Annotated in this window: 20 protein-coding genes; 6 read left to right on the forward strand and 14 right to left on the reverse strand. The window is 66.3% G+C overall.

Features of this window, described 5'->3' with window-relative positions; all coding sequences use genetic code 11:
• Positions 1-40 precede the first annotated feature (40 nt).
• Positions 41-913, forward strand: a complete 873-nt coding sequence (locus GOC52_RS19635; RefSeq protein ID WP_191851489.1) for a TolB-like translocation protein — start codon at positions 41-43, stop codon at positions 911-913.
• Positions 914-968: 55 nt separating this feature from the next.
• Here GOC52_RS19635 and GOC52_RS19640 read toward each other — a convergent pair whose 3' ends face one another.
• The 4 genes from GOC52_RS19640 to GOC52_RS19655 form a co-directional block, all read right to left on the reverse strand.
• Positions 969-1,238 (reverse strand): gas vesicle protein GvpG, encoded by a 270-nt coding sequence (locus tag GOC52_RS19640; RefSeq protein WP_010482214.1) that lies wholly within the window; start codon positions 1,236-1,238, stop codon positions 969-971.
• A 32-nt stretch (positions 1,239-1,270) separates the two neighbouring features.
• The gene (gene hemB, locus GOC52_RS19645) at positions 1,271-2,260 is read right to left on the reverse strand and encodes a porphobilinogen synthase (protein ID WP_010482215.1); all 990 of its coding nucleotides are present in this window, start codon (positions 2,258-2,260) and stop codon (positions 1,271-1,273) included.
• A gap of 19 nt (positions 2,261-2,279) precedes the next feature.
• A complete protein-coding gene (locus GOC52_RS19650) occupies positions 2,280-3,197 on the reverse strand; it encodes a bestrophin family protein (RefSeq protein WP_010482217.1) in 918 nt (305 codons plus the stop codon).
• Between the two features lie 122 nt (positions 3,198-3,319).
• Positions 3,320-3,568: a hypothetical protein gene (locus tag GOC52_RS19655; protein WP_006475755.1), complete on the reverse strand. Its 249-nt coding sequence runs from the start codon at positions 3,566-3,568 to the stop codon at positions 3,320-3,322.
• A gap of 184 nt (positions 3,569-3,752) precedes the next feature.
• Between GOC52_RS19655 and GOC52_RS19660 the strand changes: the two genes are divergently transcribed.
• Positions 3,753-4,211, forward strand: a complete 459-nt coding sequence (locus tag GOC52_RS19660) for a hypothetical protein (protein WP_049435816.1) — start codon at positions 3,753-3,755, stop codon at positions 4,209-4,211.
• Positions 4,212-4,295: 84 nt separating this feature from the next.
• On the opposite strand, the gene GOC52_RS19665 is transcribed toward GOC52_RS19660, so the two are convergent.
• The 6 genes from GOC52_RS19665 to GOC52_RS19690 all read right to left on the reverse strand — a co-directional run bounded on the left by GOC52_RS19665 (position 4,296) and on the right by GOC52_RS19690 (position 12,169).
• Positions 4,296-6,098, reverse strand: a complete 1,803-nt coding sequence (locus GOC52_RS19665) for a DUF885 domain-containing protein (protein ID WP_191850255.1) — start codon at positions 6,096-6,098, stop codon at positions 4,296-4,298.
• Positions 6,099-6,211: 113 nt separating this feature from the next.
• Positions 6,212-7,513, reverse strand: coding sequence for a reprolysin-like metallopeptidase (locus tag GOC52_RS19670; RefSeq protein ID WP_191850257.1), 1,302 nt, complete (start codon positions 7,511-7,513; stop codon positions 6,212-6,214).
• A gap of 368 nt (positions 7,514-7,881) precedes the next feature.
• Positions 7,882-8,346, reverse strand: a complete 465-nt coding sequence (locus GOC52_RS19675; RefSeq protein ID WP_054172775.1) for a hypothetical protein — start codon at positions 8,344-8,346, stop codon at positions 7,882-7,884.
• A 212-nt stretch (positions 8,347-8,558) separates the two neighbouring features.
• Complete coding sequence (locus GOC52_RS19680) at positions 8,559-9,074, reverse strand: cytochrome c oxidase assembly factor Coa1 family protein (protein ID WP_029379809.1); 516 nt, start codon at positions 9,072-9,074, stop codon at positions 8,559-8,561.
• A 25-nt stretch (positions 9,075-9,099) separates the two neighbouring features.
• Positions 9,100-11,325 carry a S9 family peptidase gene (locus tag GOC52_RS19685; protein ID WP_191850258.1) on the reverse strand — a complete coding sequence of 742 codons (2,226 nt, stop codon included), beginning with the start codon at positions 11,323-11,325 and terminating at the stop codon, positions 9,100-9,102.
• 154 nt (positions 11,326-11,479) lie between these two features.
• Positions 11,480-12,169: a glutathione binding-like protein gene (locus GOC52_RS19690; RefSeq protein ID WP_191850260.1), complete on the reverse strand. Its 690-nt coding sequence runs from the start codon at positions 12,167-12,169 to the stop codon at positions 11,480-11,482.
• Positions 12,170-12,281: 112 nt separating this feature from the next.
• Here GOC52_RS19690 and GOC52_RS19695 point away from each other — a divergent pair, with 112 nt between their 5' ends.
• Together GOC52_RS19695 and GOC52_RS19700 are read left to right on the forward strand one after the other, a co-directional pair.
• A complete protein-coding gene (locus GOC52_RS19695; protein ID WP_071228550.1) occupies positions 12,282-12,890 on the forward strand; it encodes a TIGR00645 family protein in 609 nt (202 codons plus the stop codon).
• Between the two features lie 201 nt (positions 12,891-13,091).
• Positions 13,092-14,093, forward strand: a complete 1,002-nt coding sequence (locus GOC52_RS19700) for an energy transducer TonB (RefSeq protein WP_049435820.1) — start codon at positions 13,092-13,094, stop codon at positions 14,091-14,093.
• An 84-nt stretch (positions 14,094-14,177) separates the two neighbouring features.
• Here the strand turns inward: GOC52_RS19700 and GOC52_RS19705 are convergent, their stop codons facing one another.
• Positions 14,178-14,432, reverse strand: a complete 255-nt coding sequence (locus tag GOC52_RS19705) for a hypothetical protein (RefSeq protein WP_049435821.1) — start codon at positions 14,430-14,432, stop codon at positions 14,178-14,180.
• A gap of 77 nt (positions 14,433-14,509) precedes the next feature.
• On the opposite strand from GOC52_RS19705, the gene GOC52_RS19710 reads away from it, so the two are divergent.
• Entirely contained in the window at positions 14,510-15,307 is a 798-nt protein-coding gene (locus GOC52_RS19710) for a helix-turn-helix domain-containing protein (RefSeq protein ID WP_191850262.1), read from the forward strand.
• Positions 15,308-15,407: 100 nt separating this feature from the next.
• Complete coding sequence (locus GOC52_RS19715) at positions 15,408-16,109, forward strand: transposase (protein ID WP_191850264.1); 702 nt, start codon at positions 15,408-15,410, stop codon at positions 16,107-16,109.
• A gap of 34 nt (positions 16,110-16,143) precedes the next feature.
• On the opposite strand, the gene GOC52_RS19720 is transcribed toward GOC52_RS19715, so the two are convergent.
• The 3 genes from GOC52_RS19720 to GOC52_RS19730 are packed head-to-tail and all read right to left on the reverse strand — an operon-like array spanning position 16,144 to position 19,594.
• Entirely contained in the window at positions 16,144-17,328 is a 1,185-nt protein-coding gene (locus GOC52_RS19720) for an ABC transporter permease (RefSeq protein WP_043399475.1), read from the reverse strand.
• On the reverse strand, positions 17,325-18,071 hold the full coding sequence (locus GOC52_RS19725; protein ID WP_012512433.1) for an ABC transporter ATP-binding protein: 747 nt from the start codon (positions 18,069-18,071) through the stop codon (positions 17,325-17,327). Before GOC52_RS19725 ends, GOC52_RS19720 begins: the two co-directional genes overlap by 4 nt.
• Entirely contained in the window at positions 18,068-19,594 is a 1,527-nt protein-coding gene (locus GOC52_RS19730) for an alpha/beta hydrolase (protein ID WP_049435824.1), read from the reverse strand. Before GOC52_RS19730 ends, GOC52_RS19725 begins: the two co-directional genes overlap by 4 nt.
• Between the last annotated feature and the right edge of the window lie 52 nt (positions 19,595-19,646).

Below are 19,646 nucleotides of genomic sequence, written 5' to 3' on the forward strand. Positions count from 1 at the left end.
CAAGCTGGCTAGACTGATGCTCTTTCGTGCACGGACCCGGATGATGCGCATCACCCCGCCCCTGCTGGTGCTTGCCGCCAGTCTACTCTCTGCCCCCGTGGCGATGGCGTTGAACGAGTACGGCATCGAAGGCATGGGCGTGGTCTCCACCCGTGCCGACGAGGGCCGCGCCACGATCAGCGCCGATGGCCAGCGCATCGTGTTCGCACGCCGCGGCGAGGCGGGCTGGGGCCTGTGGCAGGCACGCGTGGTCGAGGGCCGCTGGCAGCAGGCGCAGACGCTGCCGGTGGGCGTGGCCGGCGAGGCCCGCGATCCCTACTTCAGCCGTGATGGCCGCTGGCTGCTGTTCGCGGCCGGCCGCGAGGGCGCGCTGGCGCTGTACCGGGCCACGGTGGAAGCCGACGGCCAGCTCGGGAAGGCGCAGCCCTTGGCGGGCGATGGCGGGCGCCGGGAAGAGCGCGGGCCGGCCCTGAGCGCGGACGGCAAGCGGCTGTTGTTTGCCCGCGAGCAGGGTCGCGGCGCGGGCTGGGACCTGTTCGTGGCGTCACTGGACGCGCAGGGCGTGCGTGGCCCAGCCAGCGCATTGGCCGCGTTGAACAGCGCCGACGACGAGACCGACGGCGACTGGTTGGGCAACGACGGCGCGGTGGTGTTCAGCCGCGGCGGCGGCGCGACCGCGCAGGTGTGGAGCAGCGGCTGTGCGTGGACCGGCGCGGCGCTGCAGCCATTGGGGCTGTCATTCAACCAGGCCGGCGGCTGGACCGGCGCGCCGGTGATCGACAACGCCAAGCCGGGCGAGATGATGGTTGCCAGCAGTGCAGCGAAGGCGCCACGTGCCGGTGGCGTGGATGTGTACCGGTTGGCGGTGCCGAAGGTGGCGGCGGTTGCGGGGTGCGTGCCTGCCGCCCGGTAGATGCCAACCTTGGTTGGCATGCGGGAAAGTGCCAACCAAGGTTGGCACCCACCCGTCAGCGCGACAACACCTTCGCGCGCTGCTGCTCGTACTCGACTTCGCTCAACTGGCCGTTGTCCTTGCGCTGGTTCAGCGCGGCCAGCTCGGCCTGCACGCTCTCCGGCAGGGCCTGCTCACGGGCCACGTGGCGGGCGGCGGAGAGCTGCTCCGGCGGGCGCTTGCCCGCGCGCCATGCGGCGATGAAGACACCGACGATGATGGCGCCGAACACCAGCGTACCGATGCCCCAGATCAACCATTGCATCCATCCCAGTTCGGGTCCCATCGCGCAGTCCTCCGTCTATCGTGGCGCTATTGTCAGCGCTCGCGCAGCCATCGCGCCACCTGCGGCGCGAAATAGGTCAGCACACCGTCGGCACCGGCCCGCTTGAAGCCCAGCAGCGACTCCAGCACGCAGGCGCGCTCGTCCAGCCAGCCGTTGGCGAAGGCGGCCTTCATCATCGCGTACTCGCCACTCACCTGATAGGCGAAGGTCGGCACGCCAAACGTCTCCTTCACCCGGCGCACCAGGTCCAGGTACGGCATGCCCGGCTTGACCATCACCATGTCGGCACCCTCTTCCAGGTCCAGCGCGATCTCGCGCAGGGCCTCGTCGCCATTGGCCGGGTCCATCTGGTAAGTCTTCTTGTCGGCCTTGCCGAGGCTGGCCGCGCTGCCCACTGCATCACGGAACGGACCGTAGAACGCCGAGGCGTACTTGGCCGAGTACGCCATGATGCGCACGTTGATGTGGTTGCCGGCATCCAGCGCACGGCGGATCGCGCCGATGCGGCCGTCCATCATGTCCGACGGCGAGACGATGTCCACACCGGCCTCGGCGTGCGACACCGACTGCTTGACCAGCGCTTCGACCGTGATGTCGTTCAGCACATAGCCCTTGTCATCGATGATGCCGTCCTGGCCGTGGGTGGTGTATGGGTCCAGCGCCACGTCGGTCATCACTCCCAGCTCCGGGAAGCGCGACTTCAGCGCGCGGATCGCACGCTGCGCCAGGCCGTCCTCGGCCCACGCCGCCGACGCATCCAGCGACTTCAGCGACGGGTCGATCACCGGGAACAGGTCGATCACCGGAATGCCCAGCTCCAGCGCTTCTTCGGCCACCTTCAGCAGCTCTTCGATCGACAGCCGCTCCACGCCCGGCATCGACGGCACCGCGGTGCGGCCGGCCAGTTCGTGCACGAACACCGGGTAGATCAGGTCGTCGGTGGTCAGCGTGTTCTCGCGCATCAGGCGGCGCGAGAACTCGTCATGGCGCATGCGGCGCGGGCGGTAAAGCGGGTGGGACATGGCAGGCTCCGAGGAGTGGCTATTGCAACAGGTAACCCTGCGGCAGCAGGGGTTCGGGCAATGGGCGTTCGCCGAGCGCGTCGAGCTGGTCGATCTCGATGGTGCGCACCAGCGCGTCCAGCGGCAGGTCGTTCGGCTCCAGGCCGAACGGGTCTTCCATTTCTTCGCCCAGCTGGTCCAGGCCGAAGAAGGCATAGGCCAGCACCGCCGACAGCACCGGCGTGCCCCAGCCCAGCGAACTGGCCAGGCCGAACGGCAGCAGCACGCAGAACATCCACGCGCAGCGGTGCAGCAGCAGGGTGTAGGCGAACGGCAGCGGGGTGGTGAGGATGCGCTCGCAGCCGGCCTGGATCGACGACATCGCGTGCAGGCGCTCTTCCAGCTGGGTGTAGAGGATCGGGTCGAGGTCACCGGCGCGCAGGGCCTGGGCCAGCTCGGCCGCGATCATCGACAGCAGCGCGTCGGGCACGTTCTCACGCTGCCCGAGTTGTTCGCGCTGGCGCTTGTCCAGCCACGGCAGGGCCATCAGCGCCACGATGCGCCCGCGCAGGCGACCGGCCAATGCATGGGCGAAGGCGGTGGTGAGATAGGCGATGCGGCGGCGACGGCCGGTGTCATCGGCCAGCAGCAGGTTCACCTGGCGGGCCAGCGAGCGCGATTCGTAGACCAGCTGGCCCCACAGCTTGCGGCCTTCCCACCAGCGCTCGTAGCAGGCGCTGTTGCGGAAGCTGAGGAAGATCGACAGCACCAGGCCAAGCAGGGTGAACGGCGTGACCGACACGCGTTCGATGCCGGTGGGCGGCGCCAGCTCGACCACCGCGGCCACGGCGATGGACAGGATCAGGATGGCCAGCACCTTGGGCGCGATCGCTTTGACGATCGAACCGCGCAGGATGTACAGCAGTTGCCAGCCGTGGGGACGGGGTCGGATGATCATGGGGCAGCCGCGCCGGGCGCGGATTCACAGGCACGCGTGGGGCTCGCGCAGCCATTCATTGTACGCCCCTGCCCGGCCACCGACCGTGCGCCTGCGACGCCCTGTCGCACCCGGGCGCGGGCTCAGATCACGCCGCCACCCAGGCCGAGGCGGAGGATGCCCACCACCACCACGATGCCGTTCAGGACCAGGCCGGCCCAGGCCCGGCCACGCTTGCTCGGGTGGGTGAACAGGATGCCCAGCGCGGCGATGACCGCGCCCACCGCAGCGAACGGGATCAGGAACCAGTTGCCCCAGCCGAGCAGTGGAATCAGCGCCAGGATCATCCACAACAGCGCCAGTACGCCCCACAACAGACTGATCACACCCATGCCGCTCTCCCGCAGTTGGTTCCTGCCCCAACCATAGACGTTCCCGCTGCCGCCGCCTACTGCCATTGGCGGGGCTGTCACCCGCACCGTGCTAGCGTGCTGCCGTGCGTGCCCTGGCCCGGGTGTTGGCGCCGATTCAGAGTGGCCCGCCGATGATCGCAACCAGTCCTACAGGGGTCGTGCCATGAACATCCGTTGGGCCGCGTTGGCGGCCATCCTGCTGGTCGCCGCTGGCTGTGCCAGCACCTCCAAGGTGATGCTGGGCCATGCCCGCGCACCGATCGATCCGGCGCTGGTGCAGATCTACTCGACGCCACCGGCCGGTTCCCAGGAAATCGCCCAGCTGGAATCGGCGTCCGCCGTCGGCTTCGGCACCCAGGGCCAGACCGATGCCGCTGTGGCACGCCTGAAGCGTGAGGCCGCTGCGCTCGGCGCCAATGGCGTGGTGCTGATGGGTGTGGGCAGCAGCGGCTCGCCGGTGGGCATGTCGGTGGGCGCCGGCACGTTCGGTTCGCACGTCGGTGGCGGCGTCGGCATCGGTATTCCGACGACGCAGAAGCGCGCCGCCGGCGTCGCGATCTGGGTGCCGAATCCGGCACCGCCGGCGCGGTTGCCGACACAGGTGATCACCCCGCAGCGGTGACGCGGCAGCGTCACCGCGGGTAGCGCCGGGCCATGCCCGGCGTCTCTCCCGCTGCGCTCGCCGGGCATGGCCCGGCGCTACCGATTATTTCTGCCGGTACTTCGGCACGAACACCTTGTTCACCGCATCGGCGAGCTGGTCCGGCGGCAGCAGGCCCTGGTCGAGCAGGAAGTTGTTGAACGCCAGGCGGTCAAACTTCGCGCCCAGTGCCAGCTCGGTCTGCATGCGCAGCTCCAGGATGCGGGTGTAGCCGTAGAAGTAGCTGCCGGCCTGGCCCGGCATGCGCACCATGTAGCGGTCCAGTTCCTGGGTGGCCATCGCCTTGGACAGGCCGACCTGCTCCATCAGCACGCGCTCGCCGTTGGCGCGATCGGTCAGGCCGAGGTTGAGCATCGGGTCCAGCATCGCGCGCGCGGCACGCAGCAGGCGGAACTGCAGGGCGATCATCTGACCGTCCAGCGGTTCGTAGGGCACCATCTCGGCCTCGGCATACAGTGCCCAGCCTTCCACGTTCACCGAATTGAACGCGAACATGGTGCGTGCCAGCGACACGCCACGCTCGACCATCGCGGTGAACTGCAGCTCGTGGCCGGGGCGGCCTTCATGCGCGCTCAGCGTCCATGCCGCCGCACCGAAGTTGAAGTCGTCGTATTGTGCGCCCGGTCCTGCGGCTGGGTTGCCCAGCGGCAGCACGAAGGTGCCCTGCTGCCCGGTGTTGTTGACCAGTGGCGCCGGCAGGAAATGCGGGGCCGGGCTGGCCGCGCTCTCGGCGGCCGAACCCAGGCGCATCTGCATGGCACGCTTGGGTACGTCGACGATGGCGTGTTCACGGATCAGCGGGTCGATCGCATCGATCACCTTGCGGTAGTGGCCTTCCAGATGGTCGTCGGCGATCTTGTCGGCCTTCAGTGCGCGGATCACCGCTACCGGATCGCTCGGGTCGGCCACCTTCAGGCCCTTGTCCTTCGCCACCAGCGGCGCCAGCTGCTGCATCGCCGAGCGGGTTTCCATGAACTCCAGCTGCGCGCGCTGCATCAGCAGCTTCGGATCGATATCGATGCCGACCTGCTTGAGCTGGTAGGCATACAGCGGCGCCGGCAGGCGTGCGTCGGCACGCGCCTTCGGCAGCACCTCCTTGCGGGTCCAGGCGGCGTAGTCCTTCATCTGCCCGGCCAGGGTCTTCATCGCTTCATCGGCACCGGCAATCTGGTACTTCTTCAGCAGCGACTCGATGCCGGTGATGTAGGTTTCGACATTATCCAGCGACTGCTGCACTTCGATCTTCGTCGGCTGCAGCAGGCTGCTGTCCTTCAGCCGTTCCTCGTAGCGCTGGCGGGCCAACGTGGTGAAGGCGGTGCCGCCCGGCTGCAGGCCGGCATAGGCCTTGAGGCGGTCGAGCGCCTTGGCCCGGCGCTCGGCCGGCACCTGGTCGGACAGCAGCAGGTTGAGGCCGCTGAACACGGTCTGCGGCGCATCACTCCACGGCAGCAGGTATTTCTCGTTGAGCTCGCTGCCTTCGATGTTCTGGCTGGCGGCGTGGATCATGATCTCCAGGTCCTGGCGGACGTTGGGATCCTTCTCGGTGACCAGCTTTGCCTTGAGTTCATCGCGGGCTTTGGCCATCGCGGCGCGATAGCGCTTGCCGTTGTCCGGGCCAAGGTCTGCGACCTTGTCGTCGTAGCCGGGAACGCCGAAGAAGCCGGTTTCCTCCGGCTGGAACGGGCCTTGTGCATCGAGCAGGATCTGCGCCAGCGCATTGCTGCGGGCAACCCAGGCCGGGCTGGCCGGAGTAGTGGCCTTGGCAGCCGGCGCAGCCAGGGCCGGCGGTGCGGACAGCAGAGGTGCGGCAGTCAGGGCCAGGGCAACGGCCAACGCGATTGGCTTCATGGTGCATTCCAGGACAGGGTTGCCCGCACCCTACGCGCTCTCGGCGATGCCGACAATCGGCTGGAGGTCACGGGCGGACCGGCATGAATGCGCCCGCCCGCTCGGGTATCCGGTCATGGCTCGGGGTAGAAATTGGCAATCACCCCTCGGGTCTCATTCAACACTCTGACGTTGTGATGGGTCTCTTTCGTCCCTGCGGGCAAACCGTTATGACTGAGGTCAGGTGACGACCAGAGATTTATCCGTCCACATGGTGCTCCGGAGCATTCATAGGACATCAGTGTCCTCCATCGTCCAGGCGCATTTTCCGGCGCCTTATAGCCATGGCCATAAGAAAATCTCGGGGGACGTACGGTGGCGTTCGCGGGCTCATGATCTGCACCGAACAGGTGCCCGATCTCGTGGGCAAGGCTGCTGGTCGTGGCACCGAGACAATTCCGTTCCACTACCGCGAATGCGGTTTCCTTCGTCGCAAGCACGCGCTGCGATTGCCCACAGACCGACCGTGACGGACCGGTATCAATGATCATCAGCACGATGTCTGCCTTCTCAATATCACGAACCTGATGCATGACGCCGAGTGCGCCTCTTCTTCCGGCAACCAGATCGTCAAGCGTCTGAGTAACACCGGTTTCCTGATAGCCGGAAAGGACGTTGGCGGCGCGCTCGAGTTCAACCTTGATTCCGCTATGAGAGAAACTCTCGTTGGCTAAACAGACGGCCTCCCGCATTTCTGCGAAGACCACCTCGCGGTCATCGCCGAGGGCCGTAGTTCCGTAGCCAAACAGAACACGTACTGTCGATTTCGCCTCTTGCTCAACGTCGTCAGAACTGACCGCATCGAGTGCATCCGGGCTGACATCGCGAACCGGTGCCTCGCGTGGAAGCCGGCGAAAATCCTTTCGAATCAGCACACCGTCTTGCAGTTCGTATCGAAAGCTCCCAATGTCAAAGATGGCCCTTAGTTGTCCGTCAGCAGCCTCGGTGATCCGAACCGCTCTCTCCGCATCCACGCACGAAGACGGTGCCTTAGATGTAGAAGTAGATGTAGATGTAGATGCCATCGTTCCGGTCCAACGAAGCCGGGCAGAGGGCATCGCGGCCACTGCTCCTGCATCCGTGCCCGCCGGGACATAGACCGGGTCTGGAGCCGCATTCAATCGCGGGCCTGCAGTGCGCTTCAATCGCACGATTGCATCGAAGAGATCCACTTCGATCACATTGCCGGACAATGCCTCTGGGTGAACGTCGACACGGCGAATCCAGTCGACAATGCTATCCTCGTGCTGCTTACGAATCTGCATACCGGGATCCCAGCCGCCGACAGGAATCTCAATGAACTTGGATGCCGCCTGCGCAGGCCAGGATGCGCTACTGAATAGCACGACGGCCAGAGAGAATAGAGCTGTTTTCATGATCTACTCGTAGTATCGGTGCCACATGGCATGACGAACGCTACGGCCTTGCTACTGACCACTTGGAGACATTCGTCACATAGGCAGTGGGAGACAGCGATGTCGAGTAGCATGCGACAAAATCTCCCTATGCAAGCTCAGGATTGGTCAGATCTGAAGCGCTGAAATTCGGCCTCGCCATGCCAGCGATACTCAAATAACTGGCGCTTGCGACACCTGATAGTCTGGCCGCCGGTCCCTCACATCATTGCGCTCATTGAACACAGCGCGGCGCGTATCGCGCTTCACCAGCTGATCATCGTTGAGGGTATAGCGCCAGACGCCGTGCCTGAACCCCGCGCGTGCGCCCGAGGCACTCAATCTGATGCTTATGCGCTGCGGCTGGCTGAGCTTGGGTTTGCATCCGGGGACGTGCTTTTCGCCGTTCCCGTCCATTGCACGCTGGACATCGTGACAACTTCGCGATGGACGCCCTGCGCACCATCAGGGCGGTACATGACCTCTTCCGCGGTTTCGAACAAAGGGACGGAAGGATCGCGGACAAGGTGGAGAACAACGTCATACAGGTTGACGGTAATCTCGTCTGCGGCCGACGCAAGCTCATTCACTCGAACCAGACGCACCCATTCCACGGTGTCGCCACTCGCACGCAGGCGCTGCTCTGCCTGTACCACCGATGTATCGGCAAGCGCCTCCACGAATGGCTCAGCGGCCATGGTCTGCGAGAGCCATACCGGCGTGTAGAGCTGCAACGCCGCCAGCATCCTGATCGCTTCTATTCGAATTGCATGGACCTCCGGGACAGGACCGACGTCGGCTGCCTGGGGCAGCACGATACGTTTCGATCAATCTCTAGAGGAATGCGGGCAAGGTCGCAATGGTCAACCGCGACAGCCCCAGCCAAGCATGTGTGGCAGGGCATTCTCACGGCTCAGCACCCCGATGTAGGAGGTCCCGCTTACGACACGGCGACCAAGCCAAAGCCCCGCGCTGCGCGCGACAGTCGACTGACGGTCGGCGCTACTCCCGCCGCTTCAAGCGGAGGTCACAACGCCGCGGTCAGCGGGCATTCGCCGCGATCACGGCAGGCCTGCAACTCGCACTCTCCCGCAGCCTCGTCGTCATCCAGCGCGGTCAGATCGAAGGTCTGCTTGTCTTCGGCCAGTACATACATCACCGGGTAATCCCAGACTTCATCGCGACGGCTGCCCTGCACGAACAACCGGCCGTGCGCATGCGGTCCTTCCAGGGCCACGGTCAGGCCGACATCGCGCTGGCCGTTGATCGCGGTCTGCATGCTGCCCAGCGGCATCGATTCGATATGCAGCGGCTCGCCGAAGGCTTCCACCAGTTCGATGCTGCAGCCCGCGCGACGCAGCGCTTCGCGCATCGGCGGGCTCTCGCGTGCCGCCTCGCTCCAGCGCAGCACGCTCCAGGTCACCACGCCACCTGCGCCGCCCAGCACCAGCACCACCGTCAGCGGCATTGCCCAGCGCCAATGGCGGCACCACCAACCGGCGGACGTCTGTCGATGGGCGGGAATCGGTGGTGGCAGGGTCATCGGCGGGCTCCTTCCCGGCTGCGGATCAGGGCTTCAGGCAACGTCCCAGGAAGGCTTCGGCCACGCGGTAGCGATGCAGGGCATCGGCGCCGGACAGGCCATGCTTGGCACCCGGGTAGGTCATCAGCTCGAACGGCTGTGCACGCTTCTGCAACGCGCTCATCAGGCTGGTCGAATTGGTGAACAGCACGTTGTCGTCAGCCATGCCGTGGATCAGCAGCAGCGGTGAGCGCAGGCCGTCGATATGGGTCAGCACGCGCGCTTCGCGGTAACCCGCTTCATTGCGCGCCGGCAGATCCATGTAGCGTTCGGTGTAATGGCTGTCATACAGGCCCCAGTCGGTCACCGGCGCACCGGCCACGCCACAGGCGTACTGGTTCGAGGCCTTGGCCAGCAGCATCAGGGTCATGTAGCCACCGTTGGACCAGCCCTGCACGCCGATGCGCGCCGGGTCCACCCACGGTTGCTGCTTCAGCCAGGTCACGCCGCGCAGCTGGTCGGTCACTTCCACCGTGCCCTGCTTGCCATACAGCGCACCACCGAAGTCACGGCCACGTCGCGGGGTGCCACGGTTGTCCAGCGAGAACACCACGTAGCCCTGCTGGGCCAGATACTGGTTGAACAGGTGGTCGCCACGGCCGGGCCAGCTGTCGGTGACGGTCTGGCTGGCCGGGCCGCCGTAGACGTACACCGCCACCGGGTAGCGCTTGGACGGATCGAAGCCGGCCGGCTTGATCAGGCTGTAGTTCAGCGGGGTCTTGCCATCGGCAGCCGTCAACGTGCCGAACTCGACCGGGCGCTGCGCATCGCGGTAGCGCGCATACGGGTGCTTGGGATCGGCCAGGTCGTTCTCCACCAGCGTAGCGATCTTCTCGCCGTTGGCGCGGAACAGTTCAATCTGCGGCGGCGTAGTGCTGTTGGACCAGCTGTCAACGTAGACGCTGGCATTGCGGGCGAACGTGGCGCTGTGCATGCCCGGCGCCCTGGACAGGCGCTGCGGCTCGCCACCCTGCAGCGACACCGCGTAGATCTGGCTTTCGCGCGAGGTCTCGATGCCGGCACGGAAGTAGGCCTTGCCGGCCTTTTCATCGACCGCCAGCAGTTCGTCCACCGGCCAGTTGCCGTGGGTCAGCGCGGTGGCCTTGCCCTTGCTGTCGATGCGGTACAGGTGCTGGAAGCCGGTGCGCTCGGACGACCACAGCACGCTGCCGTCGTCGAGGAAGCGCAGGCTGTTGTGCAGCGGCACCCAGGTCGGGCTGGTCTCGTGGGCGAGCACGCGCTGGCGGTTGGAATCGAGCGCCACTTCCACCAGGTCCAGCTGTTTCTGGTCGCGCGACTGGCGCTGGAAGCTCAGGTGCTGCGCATCGCGCCAATCGACGCGGGCCAGGTAGATGTCCTGCTCCTTGCCCAGGTCGACCCAGCGCGGCTGCGCGTCGGCGGCCGGTGCGATCACGCCCAGCTGCACGCGCACGTTGGCATCGCCGGCGGCCGGATAACGCTGCTCGATCACGTCGGTGCGGTCGGCGTAGACCTCGTAGCGCTTCTGCACCGGCACCGGTGCCTCGTCGATGCGGGCAAAGGCAATGGCCGAATCATCCGGCGCCCACCAGTAGCCCGTGTGGCGGTCCATCTCCTCATCGGCGACGAACTCGGCCACGCCGTTGCCGATGGTGGTGCTGCCATCACGGGTCAGCTGCAGCTGCTTGCCACTGGCCAGGTCGATCACCCACAGGTTGCGGCCGCGGATGAAGCTGACGAAGCCGCCCTCGGGCGACAGCTTGGCGTCGGTGGCGAATCCTTCACCGTGGGTCAGCTGGCGTACCGCGGCTTGGCCCTGCTGCTTGAGGTCGTACAGGTACAGCTCGCCGCCCAACGGGAACAGCAGGCGCTGCGCGTCCGGCGACCACTGGTAATCGACGATGCCGGTCATCGCGGCGATGCGCTGGCGTTCGCGGCGTGCCTTTTCCTCATCGCTGAGGGTTTCGGTGCCGGGCAGCACCACCTTGGAATCGACCAGCAGCCGGGTCTGGCCGCTGCCGATGTCGTAGGTCCACAGGTCCAGCTGGTTGCGGTCGCTGTCCTTGCCGCGCAGGAAACTGACCTGCGAACCGTCCGGCGCCACCTTCGGCTTCATCAGGGTCGGGCCGGACAACGGCAACGGGCCGGTGATGGCTTCCAGGGTCAGCTTTTCAGCGTGGGCGGCGGTTGTGGTGGCGAACATGAGGGCGAGCGAAGCGAACAGGTGGCGCATGGAGGATCCCGGCAAACGGCAGGTCCACCCCGGCTCGGAGCACGGGGCGGTCGTTCCCCATCCTAACCAAGCCCGTGCAGGAAGGCAGCATGACCTTTTGCCCATAAGGCGTGCTGACGAGTGCCGACCAACGGTCGGCACCCACCGTACCGGGTCAGCGCTGGCCGAACAGGTGCTTGCGCTCTTCGTCGCTGAGCGGCTTGCCGGCGTTGGGGTTCACCTGCTGGCGCAGGGCATAGGCGCGCTGGGTGGCCGGGCGTGCGGCGATGGCGTCGTGCCAGCGCTTGAGGTTCGGGAACGCGGCGAAATCCACCGGCAGCTTGTCGTAGGCGCCGATCCACGGATAGCTGGCCATGTCGGCGATGGTGTAGTCGTCGCCGGCCAGGAAGGCGTGCTGGGCCAGGCGCTTGTCCATCACCCCGTGCAGGCGGCGCACTTCGTTGTCGTAGCGCTCGATGGCATACGGGATCTTGTCCGGCGCATACACGTTGAAGTGGCCCATCTGGCCGCTCATCGGGCCCAGGCCGGCCATCTGCCAGAACAGCCATTCCAGGGTGGTGACGCGGCCGCGCGGATCGCTGGGCAGGAACTGGCCGGTCTTTTCGGCCAGGTACAGCAGGATCGCGCCGGACTCGAACACGCTCTGCGGGGCGCCGCCATCGGCCGGGGCATGGTCGACGATGGCCGGCATCTTGTTGTTGGGCGAGATGGCGAGGAATTCCGGCTTGAACTGGTCGCCCGAGCCGATGTTGACCGGGTGGATGCGGTACGCCAGGCCGGCTTCTTCCAGCAGCAGGGTCACTTTGTGGCCGTTCGGGGTGGGCCAGTAATACAGGTCGATCATGGCGGCGGCTCGGGGTGCGGAAAGGAACCTGAAGTCTAGTGCGTGAGTTGGGTTGGCACCGTCACGGCAGGCCGGTAACCTCGCCTCTCCCCCGCAACGCAGCATCCTCCGCATGAGTGCAAACCGCCCGCCGCTCTCCCCGCTGTCCACGCTGATCTTCGCCTCGCGCTGGCTGCAGCTGCCGCTGTACCTGGGCCTGATCGTGGCGCAGTGCGTCTATGTGTTCCTGTTCGGCAAGGAACTGTGGCACCTGATCTCGCATTCGGCCTCGATGGGTGAACAGCAGATCATGCTGATCGTGCTGGGCCTGATCGACGTGGTGATGATCTCCAACCTGCTGGTGATGGTGATCGTCGGCGGCTACGAGACCTTCGTCTCGCGCCTGCGCCTGGAAGGCCACCCGGACCAGCCGGAATGGCTGAGCCACGTCAACGCCAGCGTGCTGAAGGTGAAGCTGGCGATGGCGATCATCGGCATCTCCTCGATCCACCTGTTGAAGACGTTCATCGCCAGCGGTGCGCTGGGCGGCATCCCGCTGTGCACGCCGGAGCAGATGAGCGTGGCTGCTGCCAACATCGGTGTCGCCCGTTGCTCGATGCTGACCCAGGACGGCGTGCTGTGGCAGACCATCATCCACTGCGTGTTCATCCTCTCGGCGATCGGCATCGCCTGGACCGACAAGCTGATGTCCAACAGCCACAGCAAGTCGCACGACCACTGATGCAGCAACCGGCAGCGGCGCTTCGCCGCTGCCCCGTCCCGGCCACCGCCCCTTGTACGCGGCGGTGGCCGGGATGCTAGATTGCACCCTCGCCGTTGCCGGCGGTGGCGTCGGGAAACGTCATCGTTCCGCGCCCGGACCCCAGGTCCCGGCCATGCGTATCAATGATTTACGTCACGTCGTCTTCTAGAGGGGAGCAGGATGTCGCACGTCTCAACGATCACCGCCGCGCGCCGGTGGCTGCCGGTTACCCTGGCACTGGCACTGGCCGCCTGCTCGGGCAAGGAAGAATCCGCAGCGCCTGCTGCCGCCACGGCGCCTGCCGCTGCTGCACCCGCCGCACCGGTGGTCGCTGCCAAGGTGCAGTCGATGGGCACCGAGCAGCTGCGCGAATCGGCCAGCCAGGCGCTGCGCGAGAACCGCATGTATGCGCCGGCCGGCGACAACGCCATCGAGTACTACCTCGCCCTGCGTGACAAGACGCCGGACGACGCCTCGGTGAAGAGCGCGCTGACCGACCTGCTGCCCTACACCCTGATCGCCGCCGAGCAGCACCTGGGCCGTGAGGACTACACCGAGGCGCAGCGCCTGGTGGCGCTGATCGAAAAGGTGGATGCCTCCGCCCCCGCACTTCCGCGCCTGAAGGAAGGCCTGGCCAAGGGCGTGGAAAACGCGGCCAAGCGCACCGAGACCGAAGCCGAGAAGGCAAAGAAGGACGCCGAGGACCGCAGCAAGCAGCAGATCGAACAGCAGCGCCTGGCCGAACAACGCACCAAGGAAGCCGACGCGGCCAAGCAGATCGCCGCGCAGCAGGATGCCGCACGCCGCGACAACGAGCGCCAGGAGGCCGAGCGCCAGGCCGCGGCCCGTCGCGATGCCGAACAGAAGCAGCAGCAGGCCGCCGCCCAGCAGGCCAGCGCCGCGCGCCAGGCAGCCGCCGTCGCAGCTCCCACCCTGCGCCCGGTCAGTACGCCAGCGCCGCGCTATCCGGCCGAAGCCCTGCGTTCGGGAACGTCGGGCGAAGTGCTGGTGGAGATCACCGTGGGCACCGACGGCTCAGTGGTCAGCGCCCGCGTGCTGCGCGCAACGTCCGGACGGACCTTCGACCGCGAAGCCCTGAACGCAGTCAAGCGCTGGCGCTTCGAGCCGGTCAACGCGCCGGTCACCACCCGCCGCACCCTGGTGTTCGCGCCGGGCGGCTGACCGCAAAAAAGGGGACGGAGGGGATTAAGTCGTTTCTGCCGCCTCCGTGACGCCAAGGCCCGGTTCGTCCGGGCCTTGTCCGTTTCAGGCCGCGCCATCAATCAGGCGCTGCAGGGCAGGATCGCGCGCGACCAGCACCTGGAACAGACCCAGCGCATGCAGGCCCGGCAGCAACGCACGCAGGTCGGCTTCGGCAGTGGCGCGGAAGGCGGGATCGCTGGACGGATCCTGCCAGTCACGAACGCTGGCCAGGAAAGCACCCACGCTGCCCTTGCGCACGGTGACGCCGTTCACCTGCACGTCGTTCTGATGATCGGGAAGAATGTCCTGTGGCTGCATGGGGAAGCGCTCCGTTGAAGTAGGCTCCAGTGTCGGGACGCGGACGCGACGTTTCTGCCGTATAACTGCCAACTAATATGGCAGATCAGACAACCAGCGGATTGCTCGACCCCGTGTTGGCCGATACCGCCGACGGACCGGTGGTGCTGGCGGCCGGGCTGCGCCAACGCGGTATACGTCGCACAGCCCGCCACCGGCATGCCCGTGGGCAGCTGCTGGGTGCGCATCAGGGGCTGCTGCGGATCGCCGCCGACGACCTGCACTGGCTGCTGCCCGCAGGTCACGTCGCCTGGATACCGCCCTTGCTGCCCCACGCGCTGCTGAGCGCAGACGGGTTCGATGGCTGGAGCCTGTACTTCAACGCCGAGGCCTGCCTGGACCTGCCCGCCACACCGCGCATTTTCCAGCCCAATGCACTGCTGCAGGCGGCGACAACACGTGCGCTGCGATGGCCCCATCAGCCACTGGATGCTGCACAGGCTCGACTGGCCGGTGTGATCGCCGATGAGATCGCCGCCAGCACGCCCCTGCCGCTTGCCCTGCCACAACCGCGTGACCGGCGACTGCAGAAGATCGCTTCGGTGCTGGCGCGTTGGCCGGACGACCTGCGCAGTGTCGAGGCGTGGGCGGCCACCAGCGGGCTGTCCAGCCGCAGTCTCGCCCGCCGTTGGCAGGCCGAAACAGGCATGACCTTGAGCCAGTGGCGGCAACGCCTGCGCGTGCTGCTGGCGCTGCCACGCCTGCTGGCGGGCGAGCCGGTGATCAGCGTCGCGCTGTCGATGGGTTACGAGACGCCCAGCGCCTTCATCGCCGTGTTCAAGCGCGAGATGGGTGTGACGCCTGCGCGGTACGGAAAAGGGGACGGAGGGGATTAAGTCGCTTCTGCCCTACCCCACATCTTCTCGCGGCATCGCCTGATGTCCACCGCAGCCACGTTGGCGGCAGGCTGATGATTCCTTGAATCCCTGAACTCCCATGCCTCGACAAGCACGCCTGATGTTGGCCGGCCAGCCATACCACGTGACCCAGCGCGGTGTGAACAAGGGGGCTATCTTCGTTGACGATATCGACCGCCAACTGTTTCTGCACCTGTTGCACAGCGCCTTCCTGAAGCGTCAGATCGCGCTGCATGCCTACGTATTGATGGGCAATCACGTCCATCTGTTGGCCACACCCTCCACGGGTGTGGGCCTAGCCAATGCGATGCGGATGCAGGGCAACAACTACGTCCAGGCCTTCAATCAGCGACATGGGCGCAGCGGACCGCTCTGGCAGGGCCGCTTCCATTCTTCAATGGTGGACAGCGACGCCTATCTGCTCAGCGTCTATCGCTACATCGAACTCAATCCGGTTCGTGCAGGCATGACAGCCGGCCCGGAAGATCACCCATGGTCGAGTGTGCATGGGAACCTGCAGCGACGGCACGACCCGATTCTGACAGAGCATCCTGCATTTCAGGCACTGGCCGCGAGCAAGCGACAGCGTGCGACGCTCTATGGGCAGTTCCTGCGGGATCTGAATGCGTCCGCTGACCTGCAGGCAATCCGCGCTCACAGTGCTGCGCAGCATCCATTGGGAAGTACAGCGTACCTGCGGATGGTGGAGCAGACACTTGGGCGACCTGCGATGCTGCGCAAGCGGGGGCACCCGCGCAAAGAGGGGACGGGAGAGCTGTAAACGACTTAATTCCCTCCGTCCCCTTTTTTACATGTCAGCCGGAGATCGCCAGACGCTCATTGTGGTAACGCCGCACCGCGGCGAACCACAGCAGTGCGGCCAGGCCGAGGCTGGCGCCCAGGTAGATGGCCCAGACCGCCGGCGTGATCGTCTCGTGGCGGATCACCTTCAGCAGCATCTGGTTCTGCGACAGGAACGGCACGGCGTACTGCCACAGCTCGCTCTTCAGCGGGTAGGCCACCAGCGCGTAGCCGGGCATCATCGGCAGCAGCATCAGCCAGGTCATGTGGCTCTGCGCCTCCTTCATGCTCTTGGCCGCGGCCGACAGGAAGGTCAACAGCGAGGTGCCGATCATCAGCATCGGCAACATCACCAGCAGCATCTGCAGCATCGAACCGACATTCATGTTGAACTGGCGGCCGATGTTACCGGGCGCGATCTGTGCGCTCACCTTGAACGCGACCAGGGTCAGCAGCAGCGACACGAACCCGACCACGCAGGCGGCGGCGATCTTGCCGCTGACGATCGCGCTGCGCGAACCCGGCGTGGCCAGCAGCGGCTCCAGCGACTGCCGCTCGCGCTCACCAGCGGTAGCGTCCATCACCAGGTAGGCGCCACCGATGAACGAGGTGAGCGTGAGCAGCACCGGCAGCAGCATCGACAGGATCATGCCGCGCTTGGCTTCGGCACTGGCCAGGTCCTGGCGCGCCACGTCCAGCGGCCGCGCGACCTGTGCGTCGATGCCACGCGCCATCAGGCGCAGCGCACCGACCTGGCCATTGTAGGTCGCCAGTGCCGCCTCCAGCCGCGCGCTGGGCACTTCTGCGGCGCGACGGGTACTGTCCTTGATCACCTCCACCAGCGCCGGCTTGCCATCGGCCCAGTCCTTGCCGAAGTCATCGCTGATGCGCAGTGCCACGTCGATCTGCTGGCTGCGGATGGCCTCGGCCAGGTCCTTCGGTGCCGGTGCGGTGTTCAGTCCCTGCGCGGCAAGGAAACGCACCAGATTAGGGGCGTTGTCCGCACCGATGGTCGGAATCTGCAGCGGTTGTTCAATCTGGGTGCGTACCCGGCTCTCGGCCAGCTTGCCCATGCCCAGCAGCAGCACCGGGTACAGCAGCGGCCCGAACAGCAGGGTCAGCAGCAGCGTGCGGCGATCACGGGAAAGATCGCGCAGTTCCTTGCGCATCACCGTCATCAGGGTCGACATCATGCTCATGCGTGCAGGCCCTCTTCGCTGCCGATCAGTTTCACGAACGCATCTTCCAGGTTGGATTCGCCGGCCTGCGCGCGCAGTTCATCGGCGCTGCCGGCAGCCATCACCGTGCCCTTGGCAATGATCACGATGTGATCGCACAGCGCGGCCACCTCCTGCATGATGTGGCTGGACAGGATCACGCAGCGGCCCTCTTCGCGCAGACCCAGCAGGAAGCGGCGCAGTGCGCGCGTGGTCATCACGTCCAGGCCATTGGTCGGCTCATCGAGAATGACGTTGCGTGGGTCGTGCACCAGCGCGCGGGCAATCGCGGTCTTGGTGCGCTGGCCCTGCGAGAAGCCATCGGTCTGGCGGTCGAGGATGTCACCCATGTCCAGCGCGTGCGACAGCACCTCGATGCGCTCGCGGATGCGCTCGGCCGACAGGCCATGCAGTTCGCCGAAGTAGGCGATGTTCTCGCGCGCGGTCAGGCGCTTGTAGACGCCACGCGCGTCGGGCAGCACGCCAAGGTGGCGGCGTACTTCCACCGGATTGCGCGCAGCATCCACACCATCGACGCTGATGCTGCCCTGGTCGGGCGTCATCAGCGTGTACAGCATGCGCATGGTGGTGGTCTTGCCGGCACCATTGGGGCCGAGCAGGCCGGTGATGCGGCCATCCTCGGCGCGGAAGCCGACGTTGGAGACCGCCTGGATGCGGCCCGTGCGGGTGTCGAAAGCCTTGTGCAGGTTGTCGGCGACGATCATGGTTCCCATCCGTTGAACGAGGTGAACGCCGGCACGTAGCTCAGCGTGTCCAGGCAGCCGGCATCCAGCGCCTTGGCATCGGTCTTGTCGATGAACTGGCCGAGCAGGCGCGGCATGCAGCCGGCGGTCAGCGTGCCGTGGCCCTGGCCGCGGGCGACCAGCGCGCGGCCATTGGGCAGGCCCTTGAGCACCTGCTCGGCATAGCGCGGCGGCGTCACCGGGTCCAGCTCACCGGACAGCAGCAGCGCCGGTACGTCACTGCGCAGCGGCACGGCATTGCCTGCCGGTGCCGGCCGGTGCGGCCATACCGGGCAGGCGGCGAAGAAGGCACTGGCCACGTCGTTGCCGAACAGGCGCTCGGGATCTTCGGCCGGTGCGTGGTAGCGCGGCGCATCTTCGCTGCAGATCACCGACCACTGCATGCCACGATTGATCTGGAAATCCATGCTGCGGTTCGCACCACGTGCCAGCGACGCCAGCGGTGCATAGCGGCCATGCGCGGCTTCATCGAGAACCAGCGGCAGCAGCGAGGAATACTGCGGCACATAGGAGAAGGCGAACGCCAGGCCGATCACGCTGTCCGGACTCAGTACATCCTGCCGGGTCTGGTTGGTGCCGGGGTCGCGATACTCCACCGAGACCGGCGCACGGCGCAGGGTCTCGACCACGCTGCGCAGCTGCGCGCGGGTGTCGGTCGGGAAGCGCTTGCTGCAGGCGGCATCCTTGCGGCACTGCGCCGATTGCAGGGCGATCGCATCCTCGAACGTCGTGGCGAAATCACCGCCCACCACCAGCTCATTCGGCACTACGCCATCGATGACGATGCTGCGCGTGTGCTGTGGATAGGCACCTGCATAGCGCTGGGCCACGCGCGTACCGTAGGAGCCGCCGACCAGGTTGATACGCTCGACGCCCAGCGCCTGACGCACCGCATCCAGATCAGCAATCGCCTCGGTGGTGGTGTAGAAGCGCGCATCGGCCCGCCCCTGCAGCGAAGCGGCGCAGCGCTCGGCGTAATCGCGCAGCGACGCTTCAGTGGGTGCGGCATCCTCGTCCATGGCCAGGTCCTTGCCATCCGCGCCAAGGCAGTTGAGGGGATTGGAGCCGCCGGTACCGCGCTGGTCGACGAGGAAGACGTCGCGCTGCTTGCGCACCTGGCGCAGCGCCGTATCGACGATGACCGCCACTTCGCTGGCGGCCTGGCCCGGACCACCGGCCAGGAAGAACACCGGATCTGGCTGGCTGGAGCCGCTGCTGCCCGATTCCAGCCAGGCGATGCGCAGGCCGATGCGTCGGCCATCGGGCTGGGCCCGATCCTCCGGCACCTGCAGGGTGGCGCACTGCGCCTCCACGTTGGCGCTGGCGCCTTCGGTGGACAGCGTGCAGGGCTGGAAATCGATGCTGCCGAAGCGGCGGCTGGGTGCATCGCTGGCGCCTTCGGCACCGGGTGACGGTGACTGGCTGCAACCGGCAAGCATCAGGCTGGCCAACGCTGCGGCCAACGCGAGGTGGTGTCTTTGCATCGTGCTCGTTTCCCCTGGAGGACGTTCCTGGCAACCACGACGGGCTGCCGCG

This window comes from Stenotrophomonas sp. SXG-1, assembly GCF_014083965.1.
GTDB lineage: Bacteria > Pseudomonadota > Gammaproteobacteria > Xanthomonadales > Xanthomonadaceae > Stenotrophomonas > Stenotrophomonas geniculata.